We start from the raw sequence: 17,245 nt of genomic DNA, 5'->3' as shown, positions 1-17,245 counted from the left end.
ACCATGGCCTGACAGGTTCGGCACGTTGCAACAAATGTGGGAGCGGGTTTACCCGCGAAGCGCCGCGCGGGCGGCGCTCGATCTCACAGGCGCCAGAAGGCCCAAGGCATGCCCCAGGGTGGCTCAGAAATCCCGAGGCAGGCGCATCAAGCGCCGTGGCACTTCTTGAACTTCTTCTCGCTGCCGCATGGGCATGGGTCGTTGCGGCCAACGTCCTTCAGGGCGTTGCGCACCGGCTCCTGGTGGCCATGGTTGCAGTGCGGGCCGTGCACATGGCCGTGGTCGTGATCGTGGTGATGATCGTGACCGTGGTTGCAGTCGGGACCATGGACATGGGGTTGCTGGGTCATTGCAGGGTTACTCCGGTAAGAAATCGCCGGGGATTATCTCACCACTGCGCGACAAGTGCAGGTCCCGATGGATGAGCAGCCCGGTCTGCAGCTCGCCCTGCAGGCGGTAATGCAGTGGCTGCTGGCTTTTGAGCAGTTTGGACAAGGGCTTGATTTGCTGCCACAGGTTGGTCCGCGCACTGATCTTGAAGGTGCGCCGGGCGTGCCCGCCGACACTGCGCCAGACGCTGACCTGGTCGTCGGCCAGCTTGAGGTCGTTGAGCCACAGGCTGTAGTTCAGGTTGCGGATGAACAGGCGGCTGTCGTTGGGGTTGTCGATGCGCAGGTGCAGGATGAACTCCTGTTGCAGCAACTGCGCCTTGACCGTCTCGACCTCGACCAGGTGCACCTCGGGGTCGCGCCAGTCGTCATCGCTCCAGCTGGCGCAACCGGCCAGCACGGCGCCGAGCAGGAGCAGGAGCACAGGCCGACGTATCTGGCGCAACATGGCCTGGTTACGTCCGTTCGAGCGCGGCGGCGTCGGCACGCTTGAACTTGATCCGCCGGCTCCAGGCGATGGCGGGGCGCTCGAACAGGACATAGGCAATGGCTGCGAAGGCGATGCAGACGGCAATGATCAGCAGCGCCGCGAGCAGGTCCGAGGCGATGCCCGTCGGCACGAAACGCCGGAAAACCCGCATGAAGGTGCCTGTCACCGGCGAGTGGAACAGGTACAGGCTGTAGGAAATCAAGCCAATCTTCTGCACCGGGTAGCTGGACAGGAAGCCAAGCGAGGCGGAACGCGTGACCAGGAAGCAAAAGCCGACGCCGGTGAGCCCGGCCGCAATGGTGAACGAATTGTCGCTGGCAATGCCGATCAGCAGCACCAATGCGCTGTAGCCGATGGCGATACAGCGGCTTTGCCGAGTGCCCGAAAGGGCCTGGGCACACAGCACGCCGGCCATGAAGCTGAACCAGAAGCCAATGAACCCGCCCTGCCAACCGATCGACTGGACCAGCCCGGTGGGCCACAGCAGCGCCAATGCCGCGCAGATCCACACGGGGATGTTTCTGCCCTTGAACGCTTCGCCGCCGCTGCTGTGGTCGGCCAGCCACAGCAACACCGCGAAGGCGATATAGAATTGCACCTCGATGCACAGCGTCCAGAACACCGTAATGATGTTGTCGATGCCCAGCACACCCTGGAGAAACGCCAGGTGCGCGAGAACGTCGGTGGCGCTGGGAATGTTGAGCCCGCTTTGCCCGGTCAGGTGCTTGGCGGCAATCACCAGCAAGCCCAGGGCGACGGCGGCATAGTAGGGCGGGGCAAGGCGCACCAGGCGGCGGGCGACGAAGTTGGTCGCATTGGCGCCGTTCATCGGCACGCGAGCGGTGGTCGTGGCCATGACAATGCCGCTGAGGACGAAGAAGATCGGCACACCCAGGTGACCGGCATCGAACACTGCCGCTTTCACCCAGCCCGGCAGCGCGGCCAGCAGGGTGGGGATGTGATTGCCTTCGGACAAGTGGAACAGCACCACCCAGAACGCGGCGAAACACCGCAGTGCATCGATCAGGGCCAGGCGGTGTTTGTCGTCGGTGGTGATTGCACGCATACCCGCTTCTCCTTGCGCCCGCACGGCAAGTCGCTGTTTGGCCACTGAGCGCAAGTTTAGCAGTTGGGCAACGCTGTCAAGGCTGGCGCAAGCGTGCACCCGGTCGTAGCGGCCTCAGCTGGCGGGGATGTAGTTGTTGCAGCATTTCTTGAACTTCTGGCCGCTGGCGCAGGGGCACGGGTCGTTGCGGCCGGCCTTGAGCCCGACGGTGGGGTCGATGAAGTACCAGCGCCGCTCGTGCTGGACGAAGGCCGAGCGCTCGCGGTGCTGGTGGTCGCCGTCCTGGTCGTGCCAGCGGGCGGTGAAGGTGACGAAGGCATGCTCGGGCTGGCCACCGAGTACCTCGGCACTTTCCACCTCCAGGCCAAGCCAGGTGCTTTGGGCGCTCCAGGCGGCGATCGCGGCGCGGTCCAGCCCGGCCTGCTGGGCCGGCAGGGTGGTTGCCACCAGGTAGTCGATCAACCCCAGCACATAGGCGCTGTAGCGCGAACGCATCAACGTCTGCGCATCCGGGGCCGGGGTGCCGGCGTGGTAGTGCCCGCAGCAGGCGTCGAGCAGGTTGCCACTGCCGCAAGGGCAGACCGAGACACTCATCATTACCACCAGTACTTTCCAAAGTTTTCCGGGTTGGCCCAGAACCGGGCATTGAGCCAGTCCGGGACCTGCTTGTAGTCATGCAGATCATAGGTGAACAAGCACAGCACCTGCTCGTCGCGGCGGAACTTCTCGCTGGCCGACAGCGCCAGGGCGAAGAAGTCGGTGTCCTGCCAGCCGCAGGCGGGCAGGTCGGCCAGCACCGCGACACGGCTGGCGTTCAGGTTGCGGATGCCGCCCAGCAGTTGCAGGCCGGTGCGCTTGGGCAGGTGCTCCAGGCAGTCCACCAGCACCGCCAGGTCGAAGCGCTGGGCCGCCAGCGCCGCCGGCAAGGGGCCGGGCGCGCAGGTTTCGATGGTCACTTGCGGGTGCGCCTGGGCAAAGGCGTCCAGCGCCGGAAAGCGGGTGCCCACCAGCAGCAGCCGGTGTGGGGTGAAGCGTTCGAGCAGGGCCGCCAGGGCCTGCTGCGGGGTGCGCTGGGAAAAACCGTCGGTCATCGCCAATCCTCGTTCTGGTCGTCCAAGACTAGCGGGCCGAAGCGTGCAGGCAAAGGGGCACGTGGCACCGTCATGGCTTATCGCTGGCAGGGATGAACAGTGCGGTCTTTACTCCCACAGATCGGCCTTGCGCCGATTCCCCCTAGGAGAAGCAACAAAATGAGCATAGTTCGCACAGCGTTACCCCTGGTACTGCTCACCAGTGTGTTGACTGGATGTGCAGGTTTGCAAAAAACCGACTGGCCGAAGTGTGCTGCCGTCGGGGGCGTCGGCGGCGCCGCACTGGGTGCCATCGAAAGCTCCAGCTGGGCTGGCTGGGGCGCGCTGCTCGGCGGTGGCCTGGCGGCGGGCTACTGCTGGGCCCACGGCGATGGCGACGATGACGGTGATGGCGTACTGAACAGCCGGGACAAGTGCCCGGGCACGCCCCACGGGGTGAAGGTCGATGCCACCGGCTGCCCGCTGCCGCCGCCACCGGTGGTCGAGGACGTGGTCGTGCAGAAGGAGGAAGTGATCGTCATTCGCGACGTGCACTTCGAGTTCAACTCCTCGCGCCTGACCGCTACCGACAAGGACCGCCTGAACACCGTGGCCACCCGCCTGAAACAAGAGGCGCCGAGCGCGCGCCTGAGCGTCACCGGCCATACCGACAGCGTCGGCTCCGACGCCTATAACCAGAAACTGTCCGAGCGTCGTGCCCACTCGGTAACCGACTACCTGGTCGAAAGCGGCGTGCCCCGCGCCAGCTTCATTTCGGTGACCGGTGCCGGTGAAGCCCAGCCGGTCGCCGACAATGCCACGGCCGAAGGGCGTGCCATGAACCGTCGCACGGAGATCAGGATCCAGCGCTGACTGTGTGCGCCCGCGCCTTGAGAAGTGGCGCGGGCGCGTCTTTACTCCAGCGTGCCATTTGCGGCCTCGGACATAAGGAGCATTCATATGAGTGTGATGTCGAAGGCAGCCCTGCCGTTGTTGGTAGCTGCCAGCCTGCTGTCTGGTTGCGCTACCCACAGTGACGGCAGCGCGCCTCTCAATCAAAGGACCTGGCCCATCTGCAGCCTGCTCGGTGGTGCGGTCGGTGGTGGCCTCGGCGCCATCGAAAGCTCGAGCTGGGCTGCCGGCGGCGGCGCCCTCGGCGTGATCGCCGGCGGCCTGATCTGCTACGCCCAGGACGGTGACGAAGACGGCGATGGCGTGTTCGACCGCCGTGACCGCTGCCCCGACACCCCGGCCAACACCCCGGTCGACCACATGGGTTGCCCACTGCCGCAATATCCGCCTGCCAAGCCTGCGCCGGAACCCGAGGCCAAGGCCGAGGTGATCAGCCTCGACGACCAGGGCCAGGTGATGTTCGCCTTCAATTCCGCGGACCTCGGCACGGCCGCCCAGCAGCGCCTGCAAAGCTTGCTGCCGCGGCTCAACGAGCTGGGGGTGATGAAGATCAAGGTCGTCGGCCATACCGACAGCGTCGGCTCCGACACATACAACCAGAAGCTCTCCGAGCGCCGCGCCGCCAGCGTCGCGGAGTATTTGATCAGCCAGGGCGTGGCGCCGCAGAAGGTCACCAGCGAAGGGCGCGGCGAGAGCGAGCCGGTCGCCGACAACGACACCGACGAGGGCCGTGCGCACAACCGACGGGTGGACCTGCACCTCAACTGACCTGCGCTGGCGTGTTCGCCGACATGCAGGTAGTGTTGGCCGCGCGGCCCGCTCGATCGGGCCGCGTCGCCATAACAATAACCAGTAGGGGCGGGGTATGAAGTTCATCCTGGGCCTGGGCAAGGTCCTCACGGTCGCGTTCTGGGGCGTGGTGCTGTTCAACCAGCTGGTGCCACAGCCGCTGCCATTCAATCTGCTGATCAACGCCACCGGCATTGTCGTGTTCGCCCTGCACCTGCTCGAGGTGCTGTTTTTCAATGCCAGCCTGCGCGGGCGCAGCCACCGCTGGTTCGACCGCCTGCAGATTCTGCTCACCGGTATTTTCCATGTCATGTCCATCCCCCGTTACCAGGAGGCGTCTCGCCATGCGTAATTTGATGTTGCTGGCGGCCCTGGCCGCGCCGATGGCCCAGGCCCAGAGCCTGGAAGTGCCTGCCCATTCCATGCTGCGTCTGCCCAACAAGTCGGCCAGCGTGCACCTGGAGCAGCTGCGCGTGGCAGACTCGGCGACCTTGCTGTTGCCGGCCACGCTGACCGAGCTGAAGATCGACCACCTGGAACTGGGCCGCGACGCGCGCATCGCCATTGCGCCGTCCGAAGTGCCCCTGCGGATCGACGCGGGCAATGCCTTGCTGGGCGACGGCAGTGAATTCAGTGCACCCGGTGCACCTGGGACCTACCAACGGCCTGCCCGCTCAGGCCGTAGCCTGGAACTCAGGTTCGCCGAGGTTGATGCCGAGCGCCTGGCGATCGATGCCCGAGGTGGTGCGGGAGCACCGGGCTATGTCGGGCTCGATGGTGCCAACGGTCAGGCCGGTGGCTGTACCTGGGGGCAGGCGAGTCGTGGTGCCAATGGCGATGACGGCGGCAACGGCCATGATGGTGCGCCGGGGGGGCGGATTCGCCTCAGCGTGCCGCAGAACTTCCCGCAGGAGCATATCGCGGTGCGCCTGGATGGCGGCGCGCCGGGCAAGGCCGGTGCGCCTGGCAAGGCGGGTAAAGGCGGGGCGAGCAAGGGGTGCCTGGTCTACAGGACCGATCCCGGGGCCAATGGGCGGTCGGGGCAGGCAGGGCAGCCTGGGTTGGCTGGGGCTGACGGGCAGTTGATTCTGCAGCGATTGTAAGTGTCAGGCGCCGCGCGAGCGGCGCCAGGTCTCACAGGCGCAAAAAATGGCTCGCCGGCCCCCTCACATCAACACCCGCGAACTGGCCACAGCCACCACCACCAGTCCCAGCAGCAGGTTGACCCCCACCAGCCGCCGGATCCGCCCCAGCACCGCCGCCCCCGCCGGCCAGTCCTCGGCCTGCACCGCTTTCTTCAGCTCCGGCAGCAACAACGCCTGGATGCGCAGGAACAGCGCAAACATGGCGACCCCGCCGCCGATCATCACGTGGACATACTTGGGCGCCGTCTCGAAGCCGGTGAAGCGCACATGCAACATGCCGATACCACTTATCGCCAAGATCGCCACCGCCAGCCAGACCCAGACGAAGAAGCGTCGGAAAACTTCCACCCATAGGCGCAGGCGGGCTGGCCCTTCCAGGGCTGCAACCGTTGCCGGGCGCAGCACCAGCCAGGCGAAGAACATGCCCCCGACCCATACCAGGGCGGCCAGGACATGCAGGGTGTAGGGCAGGGCAAAGGCAAGCATCGGGATCTCCATGCGGCACAAAGGGCAATAGCGGGGTATGATAGCCGCCCCATGCGAAACACTGAAAATATATCCAGCCCTCCGGGCGCCTGCAGACCATGATCAGCAACGAACTCAAAGCCACCATCCAGGGCGCCTACACGCGTTTTCTCGAAGCCAAGAGCCTCAAGCCACGCTATGGCCAGCGCCTGATGATCGCCGAAGTGGCCAAGGTGCTTGGCGACATCGCCTGCGACGATGAAGGTCGCCGCGCTGGCGAGCCCGCCGTGGTGGCGGTGGAGGCGGGTACCGGTACCGGCAAGACGGTCGCCTATGCGCTGGCCGCGATCCCGGCCGCCAAGGCCGCCGGCAAGCGTCTGGTGATCGCCACGGCGACCGTCGCCCTGCAGGAGCAGATCGTCCTCAAGGACCTGCCCGACCTGATGCGCAACAGCGGCCTGAACTTCAGCTTCGCCCTGGCCAAGGGCCGTGGCCGCTACCTGTGCCTGTCCAAGCTCGACATCCTGTTGCAGGAGGGCCACGCGCAGTCGGCCACCGCCCAGCTGTTCGAGGAAGAGGGCTTCCATATCGAAGTCGACGAGCGCAGCCAGAAGCTGTTCAACAGCATGATCGAGAAGCTGGCCGGCAACCGCTGGGACGGTGACCGCGACAGTTGGTCGGAGGCCGTCGAGGACCAGGACTGGGCGCGCCTGACCACCGACCACAGCCAGTGCACCGGCCGCCACTGCCCGAACTTCCAGCAGTGCGTGTTCTACAAGGCCCGCGAAGGCATGGGCAAGGTCGACGTGATCGTCACCAACCACGACATGGTCCTGGCCGACCTGGCCCTGGGCGGCGGTGCGGTGCTGCCCGACCCGCGCGACACGATGTACGTGTTCGACGAAGGCCACCACCTGCCGGACAAGGCGATTGGCCACTTCGCCCACTATTCGCGCCTGCGTTCCACTGCCGACTGGCTGGAGCAGACCGCCAAGAACCTCACCAAGCTGCTGGCCCAGCATCCGCTGCCGGGCGACCTGGGCAAGTACATCGAGCAGGTGCCGGAGCTGGCGCGCGAGGTGCGCACCCAGCAGCAGTTCATGTTCACCCTGTGCGAGCAGGTGGCCGACTTCCGCCCCAGCGAAGACATCGAAGGCCGCGAGCGCCCGCGTTACCGCTTCGAAGGCGGCGTGGTCCCCGAGCAGATCCGCGAAGTGGGCATCGAGCTGAAAAAGGGCTTCGCCCGCCTCAACGATCTGTTCACCCGCCTGGCCGACCTGCTCAAAGAAGGCATGGACGGCGAGGTCAACATCGGTATCGCCAGCCACCAGGCCGAAGAGTGGTACCCGCTGTTCGGCAGCCTGGTCACCCGCGCCCAGGGCAACTGGGAGCTATGGACCGCGTTCACCGCCGAAGATCCGGAAGACAGCCCGCCCATGGCCCGCTGGCTGACCCTGGCCGAAAGCGGTGCGCTGTTCGACATCGAAGTCAACGCCAGCCCCATCCTCGCCGCCGAGATGCTCCGGCGCAGCCTGTGGAGCGTGGCCCACGGTGCCCTGGTGACCTCGGCGACGCTGACCGCGCTGGGCAAGTTCGACCGTTTCCGCATGCGCTCGGGCCTGCCGCGCGACGCCGTCACCTGCGTGGTACCCAGCCCCTTCGTGCATGGCGATGCCGGCCTGCTGCGGGTGCCCGACCTCAAGGCCGACCCACGTGATGCGGCGGCGCACACGGCGGCGATCATCCGCGAGCTGCCGAACATCGTCGAGGGTGCCCGTGGCGCGCTGGTGCTGTTCTCTTCACGCAAGCAGATGCAGGAAGTGTTCGACGGCCTCGACCGCGACTGGCGCAAGCTGGTACTGATCCAGGGCAACCTGTCCAAGCAGGAGACCCTGAACAAGCACAAGGCGCGGGTCGACGATGGCCAGCACAGCGTGCTGTTCGGCCTGGCCAGCTTTGCCGAAGGCGTCGACTTGCCAGGTGCGTACTGTGAGCACGTGGTGATCGCCAAGATTCCTTTCTCCGTGCCCGACGACCCGGTCGAAGCGGCGTTGTCGGAGTGGATCGAGGCCCGCGGTGGCAACCCGTTCATGGAAATCGCCGTACCCGACGCCTCGCTGAAACTGATCCAGGCCTGCGGTCGCCTGCTGCGTACCGAGCAGGATCGCGGCGTCATCACCTTGCTGGACCGGCGCCTGGTCACGCAGCGCTACGGCAAGGCTATTCTCAATGCGCTGCCGCCCTTCCGGCGGGAGATTTCCTGACGGCCGGAGCATGACGCGCCGGCCGGTTGTCCATCACTCAGTCGCGGGCTCATGAGGGTCCGGAAGGAGAACCCCAGCCCTATGATCCGCCGCATCCTGCCCGTCATCTTCACCCTGTCGTTCAGTGCGCCCTTGCTGGCCGGGCAACAGACGCTGTTCAGCTTCGTGCGCCCGGCTTCGGTCGTCAACGTGGCGACCGAAGGCACCGGCATGCCGCAGTACAACGCGGAGCAGACGGCCGAGGGCGAGGTGTTGCGGCGGGTGGTGTTCAACCCGGTGGAGCGGCCGACCTTGCGCCTGAGCCCGCAAGCCGGGGCGTGGGACTGGTCCACCGGGCAATTCCTCACGTTGCGCATGCAGAGCGCCCAGGACTGGGCGTTGACCGTCGATGTCACGGTACAGGGCACTGACGGGCGCACGCTGACCAGTCGCATCGACCTGCCCGCCGGGCCGGCGCAGACCGTGATGGTGCCGCTCAAGGCCCGTTCGCCACTGGGCCAAGGCATGCGGGCCGGCCCGCCGATGCCGTGGAATCATGAAGGCCAGCGCCTGCTGCTGACCGCCAGCGCCGGTGAAGTCGACCTCAAGCAGGTGGCCTCGGTCAGCCTGACCATCCCCAATCCCAAGGTGGCGCAGAACCTGTTGATCGAGAAGGTCGGCCTGCAGGACGACGATCAGGCCTACCAGGCCGCCTACCACGAACTGATCGACACATACGGCCAGTCGACCCGAGGGCACTGGCCCGAGAAGATTGCCGGCGACGAACAGCTCAGGGCCGCGGACAGCCGCGAACAACAGCAGCTCAAGGGCTGGCTGGCCGAGCGCCAGAAGCTGCAACTGGACGAGTACGGTGGCCTGGTGGCCGGGCCGGCGTTCGCCGCCAAGGGTTTTTTCCGCACCGAGAAGCGTGATGGCCGCTGGTACCTGGTGACCCCGCAAGGCCATCCGTTCTACTCGCTCGGGGTCAACGCCGTGGCCGATGATGGCGGGCGTACCTATGTCGCCGGCCGTGAAGGCATGTTCAAGGGCCTGCCGGGCGAAGGCGATGCGCTGCAGGCCTTCTATGGCGAAGGCAACAACGACGATGGCAACACCTCGTCGCAAGGCCGCGGCTTCAAGCAGGGCCGCTGGTTCGACTTCTATGCCGCCAACCTCCAGCGCACCTACGGCACGCCCTGCCCGCCGGCGGTGCAGGGGCAGGCCGCGGCCGAGTGTCCGGCGCCGGCGCTGGATGCCGAGCGCTGGCAGGCCCATGCGCTCGATCGCCTGCAGGCCTGGGGCTTCAATACCCTCGGCAACTGGAGCGACTCGGCCCTGGGCCAGGCCAGGCGCATGCCGTACACGCTGCCGCTGTCGATCGTCGGTGACTACGCCAGCATCAGCACCGGCATGGACTGGTGGGGCCGCATGCCCGACCCGTTCGACCCGCGTTTCGCCATGGCCACCGAACGGGCCGTGGCCATCGCCGCGCGCGATCACCGCGACGACCCCTGGCTGATCGGCTACTTCGCCGACAACGAACTGGCCTGGGCCGCCCCCGGCAACGACCCCAAGGCCCGCTACGGGCTGGCCTACGGCACCCTGCGCCTGACCACCGACGTTCCGGCCAAGCGCGCCTTCCTCAAACAGCTGCGCGACAAGTACCGCAACCAGCAAGGCCTGTCCAAGGCCTGGGGCATCGACCTGCAAGCCTGGGAGCTGATGGAAGACCCGGGCTTCGAGGCGCCGTTGCCCAACCCCGAGCACCCGGAAATCGAGCGCGACTACCAGTACTTCCAGCAGGTGTTCGCCGAGACCTACTTCAAGACCATCTCCGATGCGCTGAAATGGCACGCCCCCAATCACCTGCTGCTGGGCGGTCGCTACGCCGTGAGCACGCCGGAAGCAGTCAAGGCCTGCGCCGAGTTCTGCGATGTGCTGAGCTTCAACTTCTATACCCTCAAGCCTGAGGATGGCTACGACTTCGCCCGCCTGGCCGAGCTGGACAAGCCGGTACTGGTCTCCGAATTCCAGTTCGGCTCCCGTGACCGCGGGCCGTTCTGGCCGGGGCCGCTGGAAGTGGCCCGCGAAGAGGACCGCGGGCCGGCCTATGGCAACTTCCTCAAGGCGGCGCTGGCACAGCCGATGATCGTCGGCGCGCACTGGTTCCAGTACCTCGACCAGCCGGCCAGCGGGCGTCTGCTCGATGGCGAGAATGGCCACCTGGGGCTGGTGGCGATCACCGATGTGGCGTATCCGGGGTTCGTCGAGGCGGTGCGCAAGGCCAACCTGCAGGCCGTTGGTCAGCTACGCAGCGAGTTGGAAAAAAGCAAACCTTGAGCGCAGCGCAGTCCCTGTGGGAGCGGGTTCACCCGCGAATAGGCCGCAAGATCCCTCCACTTGGGGAACTTTTCCTTGCTACCACCCGGCTATACCCAGTTTGCAAAACCGCCAACTACTGAAACAATGCACGCCTTTGTCAGCCAGGTCGTACGGAGAAGCGGGTGCAGATTCAGGGTCACTATGAGCTGAAGTTCGAAGCGGTACGCGAAGCGTTCGCGGCATTGTTCGACGATCCCCAGGAGCGCGGCGCCGCGCTGTGCATCCAGGTCGGTGGCGAGACCGTCGTCGACCTGTGGGCCGGCAGTGCCGACAAGGACGGCCAGCAAGCCTGGCACAGCGATACCATCGCCAACCTGTTCTCCTGCACCAAGACCTTCACCGCCGTCACTGCGCTGCAATTGGTGGGCGAGGGCAAGCTGGCCCTGGATGCCCCGGTGGCACGCTACTGGCCCGAGTTCGCCCAGGCCGGTAAAGAAGGCATCACCCTGCGCCAGTTGCTCAGCCATCGTGCCGGCCTGCCGGCGCTGCGCGACCTGCTGCCGGCCGAAGCGCTGTACGACTGGCAGGCCATGGTCGATGCCCTGGCCGCCGAAACACCCTGGTGGACGCCTGGCAGCGAACACGGTTATGCCGCGATCACCTATGGCTGGTTGATTGGCGAGTTGATCCGTCGCGCCGATGGCCGTGGCCCGGGCGAGTCCATCGTGGCCCGCACCGCGCGCCCGTTGGGGCTCGATTTCCATGTCGGCCTGGCCGATGAGGAATTCCACCGCGTGGCCCATATCGCCCGCGGCAAAGGCAACCCTGGTGATGCCGCCGCCCAGCGCCTGCTACAGGTGACCATGCGTGAGCCGCAAGCATTGTCGACCCGCGCCTTCACCAACCCGCCGGCGATCCTCACCAGCACCAACAAGCCCGAGTGGCGGCGCATGCAGCAACCGGCCGCCAATGGCCACGGCAACGCTCGCAGCCTGGCGGGCTTCTATGCCGGCCTGCTCGACGGCAGCCTGCTGGAATCCGAACTGCTCGACGAGCTGACCCGTGAGCACAGCCTGGGCCAGGACCGTACCCTGCTGACCCAGACCCGTTTCGGCCTGGGTTGCATGCTCGACCAGCCCGACGTCGCCAACGCCACCTTCGGCCTCGGCGCCCGTGCCTTCGGGCACCCAGGCGCCGGAGGTTCGGTCGGTTTCGCCGACCCGGAGCACGATGTCGCCTTCGGCTTCGTGGTCAACACCCTCGGCCCCTACGTGCTGATGGACCCCAGAGCCCAGCAGCTGGTCCGTGTGCTGGGCACTTGCCTTTGATCGGTTAATGCGGGTATTACCCCACCCCTTTGACTATCCTCAATGCCAACGCCTGAAGTGCCTAGGCAAAATATCTTTCTATTTCATGGTGTATCGCTGATGTCTTCACACAAAACCTTAGCTCTTGCCCTGTGCCTGGCTGCCATGACCGGTTGTGCCAGCCATTCCCAGGATGCCTCCAAGGACGGCAGCAGCAGCTGGTGGCCATTCGGTTCGGACCAGGTCGCCGACAAGGAAGTGAAGGAAGTTGTGACCGAGAACGTGGCTAAGGCCGACGCCAAGTCCGAGAGCGCCAGCCATTGGTGGTGGCCGTTCGGCAGCGAAGACAAGCGGGCCAAAGGGCCGGTGGTGCCGAAGATCGACGAAAAGGCCACCCAGGCCTGGCTGGACCAGTACGAGCCGAAGCTGCGTGAAGCGGTCAAGGACAGCAAGCTGGAGGTGGAGCGCCGTGACAACGTGCTGGTGGTGACCATCCCGGTCGACAGCTCGTACAACCCGGACCGCCCGAACATGCTGCTGCCGATGACCCTGGGCCCGATCACCCGCGTGGCCAAGGCCGTCGAAGGCGACTCGAAGACTGCCGTGCTGGTACTCGGCCATGCCGACACCAGTGGCGTCGCTGCCGCCAACCAGAAGCTGAGCCTGGAACGAGCCGCTTCGGTATCGGCGATCTTCCGCCTCAGTGGCCTGCAGCGTGACCGCCTGTCGCTCAAGGGCATGGGCTCGGAAATGCCTCGCGCCGCCAACGACAGCGCCGAAGGCCGTGCCTTGAACCGCCGCGTTGAGATGCTGCTGACCCCGCAGAACACCATGCTCGCGTTGCTGGCCAAGTACCAGAAGGCCGCGCCTGCCCCGGCCCCGGCTTCGATGGTCGCGGTTCAGGACGCCAAGCCTGCCGCCAAGCCTGTCGAAGCCAAGAAGCCAGCCGCCAAGGCCGCCGCCAAACCTGCGGCCAAGAAGGCCGCCGCCAAGCCGGTTGCCAAGAAGAAAGCTGCGCCGGCCAAGCCCGCCGCCAAGAAGGCCGCTGCCACCGACAAGAAAGTAGCCGCCAACAGCCCTGCGAAGACCAACTGATCGTCAAGGAAACGCAGTCATGACCCAATCCCTGGCCGATATGCGCCGCGACTACACCCGTGATGGCCTGGCCGAAGCCCAGGCCCCGGGTGAGCCGTTCGGCTTGTTCCACCAGTGGTTTGCCGATGCGGTGAAGACCGAGCAGGCACCGGTGGAGGCCAACGCCCTGACCCTGGCCACCGTCGATGGTGACGGCCGCCCGCATTGTCGCGTGCTGCTGCTCAAAGGGCTCGATGACCGCGGCTTCACCTTCTTCACCAACTACGACAGCGCCAAGGGGCAGCAGCTGCTGGCCAATCCGTTCGCGGCGATGACCTTCTTCTGGCCGGCGCTTGAGCGTCAGGTGCGGATCGAAGGGCGGGTGGAAAAGGTCACGGCCGAAGAGTCGGACGCCTATTACCAGGTGCGCCCGCTGGGCAGCCGCCTGGGCGCCTGGGCGTCGCCACAGAGCCGGGTGATTGCCGGGCGCGAGGAACTCGAAGGCCTGGTCAAGGCCACCGAGGCGCGCTTCGCCGATACCCCGCCGCACTGCCCGGAGCACTGGGGTGGCTACCGCTTGCTGCCCGAGCGCATCGAGTTCTGGCAGGGACGCGCCAGCCGCCTGCATGACCGCCTCAACTACCGCCTGGTAGAAGGGCAGTGGGCCAGAGAGCGCCTTGCACCGTAACCGCTTGGGGCCGCTTTTGCGGCCCCTTGATTTTGCAGCAGGCAAACTTCTCGGCACGACGATGCAGTAATCCGTGGCTATCCTTGGTCTGAAGCTGCAAAGCCCGCATTACTGTCCTTCGAGGCTGTACAGGGGCTGAATGGAAACAAATTTTCACGCCTGCGCCGTGACAGCCGTCGGCGGGCAGCGTCTAATGGACACCTGTTTTCTGGAGATTGTACCCATGCGTAAATCCGCTTTGCTGGTGGCGACGTTCACCACCCTGTCGCTGCTGCTGGGTGGCTGTGCCTCCAGCCTGACCGGCGACAGCTATTCCCGTGATGAGGCCCGTCGCGTGCAGACCGTGCGCATGGGGACCATCGAATCCCTGCGTCCGGTCAAGATCGAAGGCACCAAGACGCCGATCGGCGGTGGTGCTGGGGCCATCGTCGGTGGCGTGGCCGGCAGCGCCGTCGGCGGCGGCCGTGGCAGCATCGTCGCCGCGGTGATCGGTGCCGTGGCCGGTGGCCTGGCAGGTTCGGCTGCCGAGGAAGGCATCACTCGCACCCAGGGTGTGGAAATCACCGTGCGTGAAGACGATGGCAGCATGCGCGCCTATGTGCAGGCCGTGCAGGAGAATGAAATCTTCCGCGTCGGTGAACGCGTGCGCATCATGACCGTTGACGGCACCAGCCGCGTTTCGCACTGATCGCCGTTGCAAAGAAAACCCCGAACGGGCCAGGCCTGTTCGGGGTTTTTTGTTTCCTGTGCCGGACCTTTCGCGGGTAAACCCGCTCCCACAGGGGGCGCACAAGCCTTGAAGACTGTGCAGTACCTGTGGGAGCGGGGTTACCCGCGAAGAGGCCGGTAGCCTCAAAGGCCGAGGATGTCGCGGGCCACGGCCTCGGCAATGCGGATGCCATCCACGCCCGCCGAGAGAATCCCGCCGGCATAGCCCGCACCTTCGCCCGCCGGGAACAGCCCCTTCATGTTCAGGCTCTGGTAGTCCTCGCCACGGGTGATGCGCAGCGGCGACGAGGTGCGTGTCTCGATCCCGGTCAGCACCGCGTCGTGCAGGTTGTAGCCCTTGATCTGCCGATCGAACGCCGGCAACGCTTCGCGGATCGCCTCGATGGCGAAGTCCGGCAGGCTCGGTGCCAGGTCGCCCAGGGTCACCCCTGGCTTGTACGACGGCTCGACGCTGCCCAGGGCGGTCGATGGCTTGCCGGCGACGAAATCGCCGACCAGTTGCGCCGGGGCCTGGTAGTTGCTGCCGCCCATCACGTAGGCGTGGGCTTCCAGGCGCTCCTGCAGCTCGATACCGGCCAACGGGCCGCCCGGGTAGTCGCGCTCGGGGTCGATGCCGACGACGATGCCGGAGTTGGCGTTGCGCTCGTTACGCGAGTACTGGCTCATGCCGTTGGTCACGACCCGGCCTGGCTCGCTGGTGGCCGCGACCACGGTACCGCCCGGGCACATGCAGAAGCTGTACACCGAACGGCCGTTCTTGGCGTGGTAAACCAGCTTGTAGTCGGCCGCGCCCAGCTTCGGGTGGCCGGCGTACTTGCCCAGGCGTGCCTTGTCGATCAGCGTCTGCGGGTGCTCGATGCGGAAACCGACCGAGAACGGCTTGGCTTCCATGTACACGCCCTTGGCGTGGAGCATGCGGAAGGTGTCGCGGGCGCTGTGGCCCAGGGCCAGGACCACATGGCGCGAGTGCAGCTGCTCGCCGCTCTCCAGCACCACGCCGGTCAGCTGGCCGTCTTCGCAGAGCAGGTCGGTGACCTTCTCCTGGAAGCGCACTTCGGCGCCCAGGGCGATCATGTCCTGGCGCATCTGCTCGACCATGCCGGTCAGGCGGAAGGTGCCGATGTGCGGCTTGTTGATGTAGAGGATCTCGTCCGGCGCGCCGGCCTTGACGAACTCTTCCAGGACCTTGCGGCCATGGTGGTTTGGGTCCTTGATCTGGCTGTACAGCTTGCCGTCGGAGAAGGTGCCGGCGCCGCCTTCGCCGAACTGCACGTTGGACTCGGGGTTGAGCACGCTTTTACGCCACAGGCCCCAGGTGTCCTTGGTGCGCTGGCGGACTTCCTTGCCGCGCTCGAGAATGATCGGCTTGAAGCCCATCTGCGCGAGCAGCAGGCCGGCGAAGATGCCGCATGGGCCGAAGCCGACCACGATCGGGCGTTGCGGCAGGTCGGCCGGGGCCTGGCCGACGAACTTGTAGGTCACGTCCGGTGCCGGGCCGATGTTGCGGTCGTCGGCGAACGTGTGCAGCAGTTCGGCTTCGTTGCTGGCTTCGAGGTCGATGGTGTAGATGAACAGCAGTTCGCTGTTCTTCTTGCGCGCATCGTAGCTGCGCTTGAACAGGTTGAAGCTGAGCAGCTGCTCGTCGCGGATGCCCAGGCGCTGGACGATGGCTTCACGCAGCGCTTCGTCGGGATGGTCCAGGGGCAGCTTCAGTTCGGTGATTCGTAGCATGGCAGGGTCCAGTATCCCGGCCATGGGCGGCCGGCGGCTTTACACAAACCGCCAAGTATAAGCTGTTAGCCGCCCCGACTGGCAGGATAAAAGCGCCCGGCGATCAGTTGTCCCGTGCGCCGCCGTAGTAGCCGCAGCCTTGCAGGGTCTTGCCGTCGATGCGCAGTTCGGCGCGCAGGTGGCGCACCGCGCCGGTTGCGCCATCCACGCAGCGTTGCGGGGCAACCCACAGCTCGACATGCTCGCCGTTGGCTTCGCTGCTCAAGGTCAGGCCGCCGCCGGGCACTTCTTCTTCGAGGAACGGCAGGGGCAGCGGGTCCTTGCCGGCGCGCTCGAGCACCATGCCCTTGCCGCTGGCCTTGATGTCCCAGTCCGGCGCATGGCCGCTGGCGCGCAGGGTCAGCTGCTTGAAATTGGGGTCGTCGCAGGCCTGGGTGGAGCGCTCCACACGATAAAGGCGGCTGACTTCCAGCTGGCCGTCGTTGTCGGCCTGCTTGGCGCCGGTGAGACGGCCACGGACGTCGGCGAACAGCTTGGCGTTGGCGTCCTTGGCCAGGCTGGCGGATTCTTGCAGGATGCCCGTGCCGGCGACATCGTTGATCACGAAGCGGCGGGCCTCGCTGCAGGGCTTGAACAGCAGGCGGCCACCGTTGGCGCTCAGTTCGCCCTGCATGCGCGTGGTACCGATGTTCGGGTCGCGGGGTTGCTCGGCCAGCAACTGGCAGCCGGCGAACAGGGGCAGCAGGGCACTGAGCAGCAGGGTAGGGGTGAGGCGCATGGGGCGGGCTCCGGGGGATCTTTGGCAAAGAGCTGGCCACGTTACTC

18 protein-coding genes are annotated in these 17,245 nt (G+C 66.0%); 10 read left to right on the top strand and 8 right to left on the bottom strand.

Going from position 1 to position 17,245, the window contains the following annotated elements:
* Positions 1-146 precede the first annotated feature (146 nt).
* The 5 genes from ACIP21_RS28335 to ACIP21_RS28315 form a co-directional block, all read right to left on the bottom strand.
* Entirely contained in the window at positions 147-350 is a 204-nt protein-coding gene (locus ACIP21_RS28335; RefSeq protein WP_012313055.1) for an SEC-C metal-binding domain-containing protein, read from the bottom strand.
* Between the two features lie 7 nt (positions 351-357).
* Positions 358-837: an LEA type 2 family protein gene (locus ACIP21_RS28330; protein WP_400694861.1), complete on the bottom strand. Its 480-nt coding sequence runs from the start codon at positions 835-837 to the stop codon at positions 358-360.
* A 7-nt stretch (positions 838-844) separates the two neighbouring features.
* Positions 845-1,945 (bottom strand): acyltransferase family protein, encoded by a 1,101-nt coding sequence (locus tag ACIP21_RS28325; RefSeq protein ID WP_400694859.1) that lies wholly within the window; start codon positions 1,943-1,945, stop codon positions 845-847.
* A gap of 114 nt (positions 1,946-2,059) precedes the next feature.
* A complete protein-coding gene (locus tag ACIP21_RS28320) occupies positions 2,060-2,539 on the bottom strand; it encodes a YchJ family protein (protein ID WP_400694857.1) in 480 nt (159 codons plus the stop codon).
* 2 nt (positions 2,540-2,541) lie between these two features.
* Positions 2,542-3,036: a DUF6231 family protein gene (locus ACIP21_RS28315; RefSeq protein ID WP_400694855.1), complete on the bottom strand. Its 495-nt coding sequence runs from the start codon at positions 3,034-3,036 to the stop codon at positions 2,542-2,544.
* A gap of 159 nt (positions 3,037-3,195) precedes the next feature.
* Between ACIP21_RS28315 and ACIP21_RS28310 the strand changes: the two genes are divergently transcribed.
* The 4 genes from ACIP21_RS28310 to ACIP21_RS28295 all read left to right on the top strand — a co-directional run bounded on the left by ACIP21_RS28310 (position 3,196) and on the right by ACIP21_RS28295 (position 5,819).
* Complete coding sequence (locus ACIP21_RS28310; RefSeq protein WP_400694853.1) at positions 3,196-3,888, top strand: OmpA family protein; 693 nt, start codon at positions 3,196-3,198, stop codon at positions 3,886-3,888.
* An 87-nt stretch (positions 3,889-3,975) separates the two neighbouring features.
* Positions 3,976-4,695, top strand: a complete 720-nt coding sequence (locus ACIP21_RS28305; protein ID WP_400694851.1) for an OmpA family protein — start codon at positions 3,976-3,978, stop codon at positions 4,693-4,695.
* Between the two features lie 97 nt (positions 4,696-4,792).
* The gene (locus ACIP21_RS28300) at positions 4,793-5,068 is read left to right on the top strand and encodes a DUF1145 domain-containing protein (RefSeq protein WP_400694849.1); all 276 of its coding nucleotides are present in this window, start codon (positions 4,793-4,795) and stop codon (positions 5,066-5,068) included.
* Positions 5,061-5,819, top strand: coding sequence for a collagen-like protein (locus ACIP21_RS28295; RefSeq protein WP_400694847.1), 759 nt, complete (start codon positions 5,061-5,063; stop codon positions 5,817-5,819). The genes ACIP21_RS28300 and ACIP21_RS28295 overlap by 8 nt, the downstream gene beginning before the upstream one ends.
* Before the next feature lie 63 nt (positions 5,820-5,882).
* Here ACIP21_RS28295 and ACIP21_RS28290 read toward each other — a convergent pair whose 3' ends face one another.
* Positions 5,883-6,347: a CopD family protein gene (locus ACIP21_RS28290; RefSeq protein WP_400694845.1), complete on the bottom strand. Its 465-nt coding sequence runs from the start codon at positions 6,345-6,347 to the stop codon at positions 5,883-5,885.
* A 98-nt stretch (positions 6,348-6,445) separates the two neighbouring features.
* Here ACIP21_RS28290 and dinG point away from each other — a divergent pair, with 98 nt between their 5' ends.
* The 6 genes from dinG (at position 6,446) to ACIP21_RS28260 (ending at position 14,648) form a co-directional block, all read left to right on the top strand.
* Positions 6,446-8,590: an ATP-dependent DNA helicase DinG gene (gene dinG / locus ACIP21_RS28285; protein ID WP_400694843.1), complete on the top strand. Its 2,145-nt coding sequence runs from the start codon at positions 6,446-6,448 to the stop codon at positions 8,588-8,590.
* A gap of 81 nt (positions 8,591-8,671) precedes the next feature.
* Positions 8,672-10,909 (top strand): beta-galactosidase, encoded by a 2,238-nt coding sequence (locus ACIP21_RS28280; RefSeq protein ID WP_400694841.1) that lies wholly within the window; start codon positions 8,672-8,674, stop codon positions 10,907-10,909.
* 164 nt (positions 10,910-11,073) lie between these two features.
* Positions 11,074-12,219 carry a serine hydrolase domain-containing protein gene (locus ACIP21_RS28275; protein ID WP_400694839.1) on the top strand — a complete coding sequence of 382 codons (1,146 nt, stop codon included), beginning with the start codon at positions 11,074-11,076 and terminating at the stop codon, positions 12,217-12,219.
* A 99-nt stretch (positions 12,220-12,318) separates the two neighbouring features.
* On the top strand, positions 12,319-13,293 hold the full coding sequence (locus ACIP21_RS28270; RefSeq protein ID WP_400694837.1) for an OmpA family protein: 975 nt from the start codon (positions 12,319-12,321) through the stop codon (positions 13,291-13,293).
* A 19-nt stretch (positions 13,294-13,312) separates the two neighbouring features.
* Positions 13,313-13,960 carry a pyridoxamine 5'-phosphate oxidase gene (pdxH, locus tag ACIP21_RS28265; RefSeq protein ID WP_400694835.1) on the top strand — a complete coding sequence of 216 codons (648 nt, stop codon included), beginning with the start codon at positions 13,313-13,315 and terminating at the stop codon, positions 13,958-13,960.
* A gap of 223 nt (positions 13,961-14,183) precedes the next feature.
* Positions 14,184-14,648: a glycine zipper 2TM domain-containing protein gene (locus ACIP21_RS28260; protein WP_400694833.1), complete on the top strand. Its 465-nt coding sequence runs from the start codon at positions 14,184-14,186 to the stop codon at positions 14,646-14,648.
* Positions 14,649-14,812: 164 nt separating this feature from the next.
* On the opposite strand, the gene ACIP21_RS28255 is transcribed toward ACIP21_RS28260, so the two are convergent.
* Positions 14,813-16,420 carry an NAD(P)/FAD-dependent oxidoreductase gene (locus ACIP21_RS28255; protein WP_400694832.1) on the bottom strand — a complete coding sequence of 536 codons (1,608 nt, stop codon included), beginning with the start codon at positions 16,418-16,420 and terminating at the stop codon, positions 14,813-14,815.
* Between the two features lie 103 nt (positions 16,421-16,523).
* Positions 16,524-17,198 (bottom strand): COG3650 family protein, encoded by a 675-nt coding sequence (locus tag ACIP21_RS28250; RefSeq protein WP_400694830.1) that lies wholly within the window; start codon positions 17,196-17,198, stop codon positions 16,524-16,526.
* Positions 17,199-17,245 lie beyond the last annotated feature (47 nt).

It is taken from the genome of Pseudomonas sp. NPDC089401 (assembly GCF_044749485.1).
GTDB lineage: Bacteria > Pseudomonadota > Gammaproteobacteria > Pseudomonadales > Pseudomonadaceae > Aquipseudomonas.
This window is presented reverse-complemented; position numbering and strand designations above follow the sequence as displayed.

What these genes read in the sequence shown, in the direction of transcription:
- ACIP21_RS28295 (WP_400694847.1), top strand. Translation starts at nt 5,061, where the DNA reads ATGCGTAATTTGATGTTGCTGGCGGCCCTGGCCGCGCCGATGGCCCAG.
- ACIP21_RS28335 (WP_012313055.1), bottom strand. Translation starts at nt 350, where the DNA reads ATGACCCAGCAACCCCATGTCCATGGTCCCGACTGCAACCACGGTCAC.
- ACIP21_RS28330 (WP_400694861.1), bottom strand. Translation starts at nt 837, where the DNA reads ATGTTGCGCCAGATACGTCGGCCTGTGCTCCTGCTCCTGCTCGGCGCC.
- ACIP21_RS28310 (WP_400694853.1), top strand. Translation starts at nt 3,196, where the DNA reads ATGAGCATAGTTCGCACAGCGTTACCCCTGGTACTGCTCACCAGTGTG.
- ACIP21_RS28250 (WP_400694830.1), bottom strand. Translation starts at nt 17,198, where the DNA reads ATGCGCCTCACCCCTACCCTGCTGCTCAGTGCCCTGCTGCCCCTGTTC.
- ACIP21_RS28300 (WP_400694849.1), top strand. Translation starts at nt 4,793, where the DNA reads ATGAAGTTCATCCTGGGCCTGGGCAAGGTCCTCACGGTCGCGTTCTGG.
- pdxH (WP_400694835.1), top strand. Translation starts at nt 13,313, where the DNA reads ATGACCCAATCCCTGGCCGATATGCGCCGCGACTACACCCGTGATGGC.
- ACIP21_RS28270 (WP_400694837.1), top strand. Translation starts at nt 12,319, where the DNA reads ATGTCTTCACACAAAACCTTAGCTCTTGCCCTGTGCCTGGCTGCCATG.
- ACIP21_RS28255 (WP_400694832.1), bottom strand. Translation starts at nt 16,420, where the DNA reads ATGCTACGAATCACCGAACTGAAGCTGCCCCTGGACCATCCCGACGAA.
- ACIP21_RS28325 (WP_400694859.1), bottom strand. Translation starts at nt 1,945, where the DNA reads ATGCGTGCAATCACCACCGACGACAAACACCGCCTGGCCCTGATCGAT.
- ACIP21_RS28290 (WP_400694845.1), bottom strand. Translation starts at nt 6,347, where the DNA reads ATGCTTGCCTTTGCCCTGCCCTACACCCTGCATGTCCTGGCCGCCCTG.
- ACIP21_RS28320 (WP_400694857.1), bottom strand. Translation starts at nt 2,539, where the DNA reads ATGAGTGTCTCGGTCTGCCCTTGCGGCAGTGGCAACCTGCTCGACGCC.
- ACIP21_RS28260 (WP_400694833.1), top strand. Translation starts at nt 14,184, where the DNA reads ATGCGTAAATCCGCTTTGCTGGTGGCGACGTTCACCACCCTGTCGCTG.
- ACIP21_RS28280 (WP_400694841.1), top strand. Translation starts at nt 8,672, where the DNA reads ATGATCCGCCGCATCCTGCCCGTCATCTTCACCCTGTCGTTCAGTGCG.
- ACIP21_RS28305 (WP_400694851.1), top strand. Translation starts at nt 3,976, where the DNA reads ATGAGTGTGATGTCGAAGGCAGCCCTGCCGTTGTTGGTAGCTGCCAGC.
- dinG (WP_400694843.1), top strand. Translation starts at nt 6,446, where the DNA reads ATGATCAGCAACGAACTCAAAGCCACCATCCAGGGCGCCTACACGCGT.
- ACIP21_RS28315 (WP_400694855.1), bottom strand. Translation starts at nt 3,036, where the DNA reads ATGACCGACGGTTTTTCCCAGCGCACCCCGCAGCAGGCCCTGGCGGCC.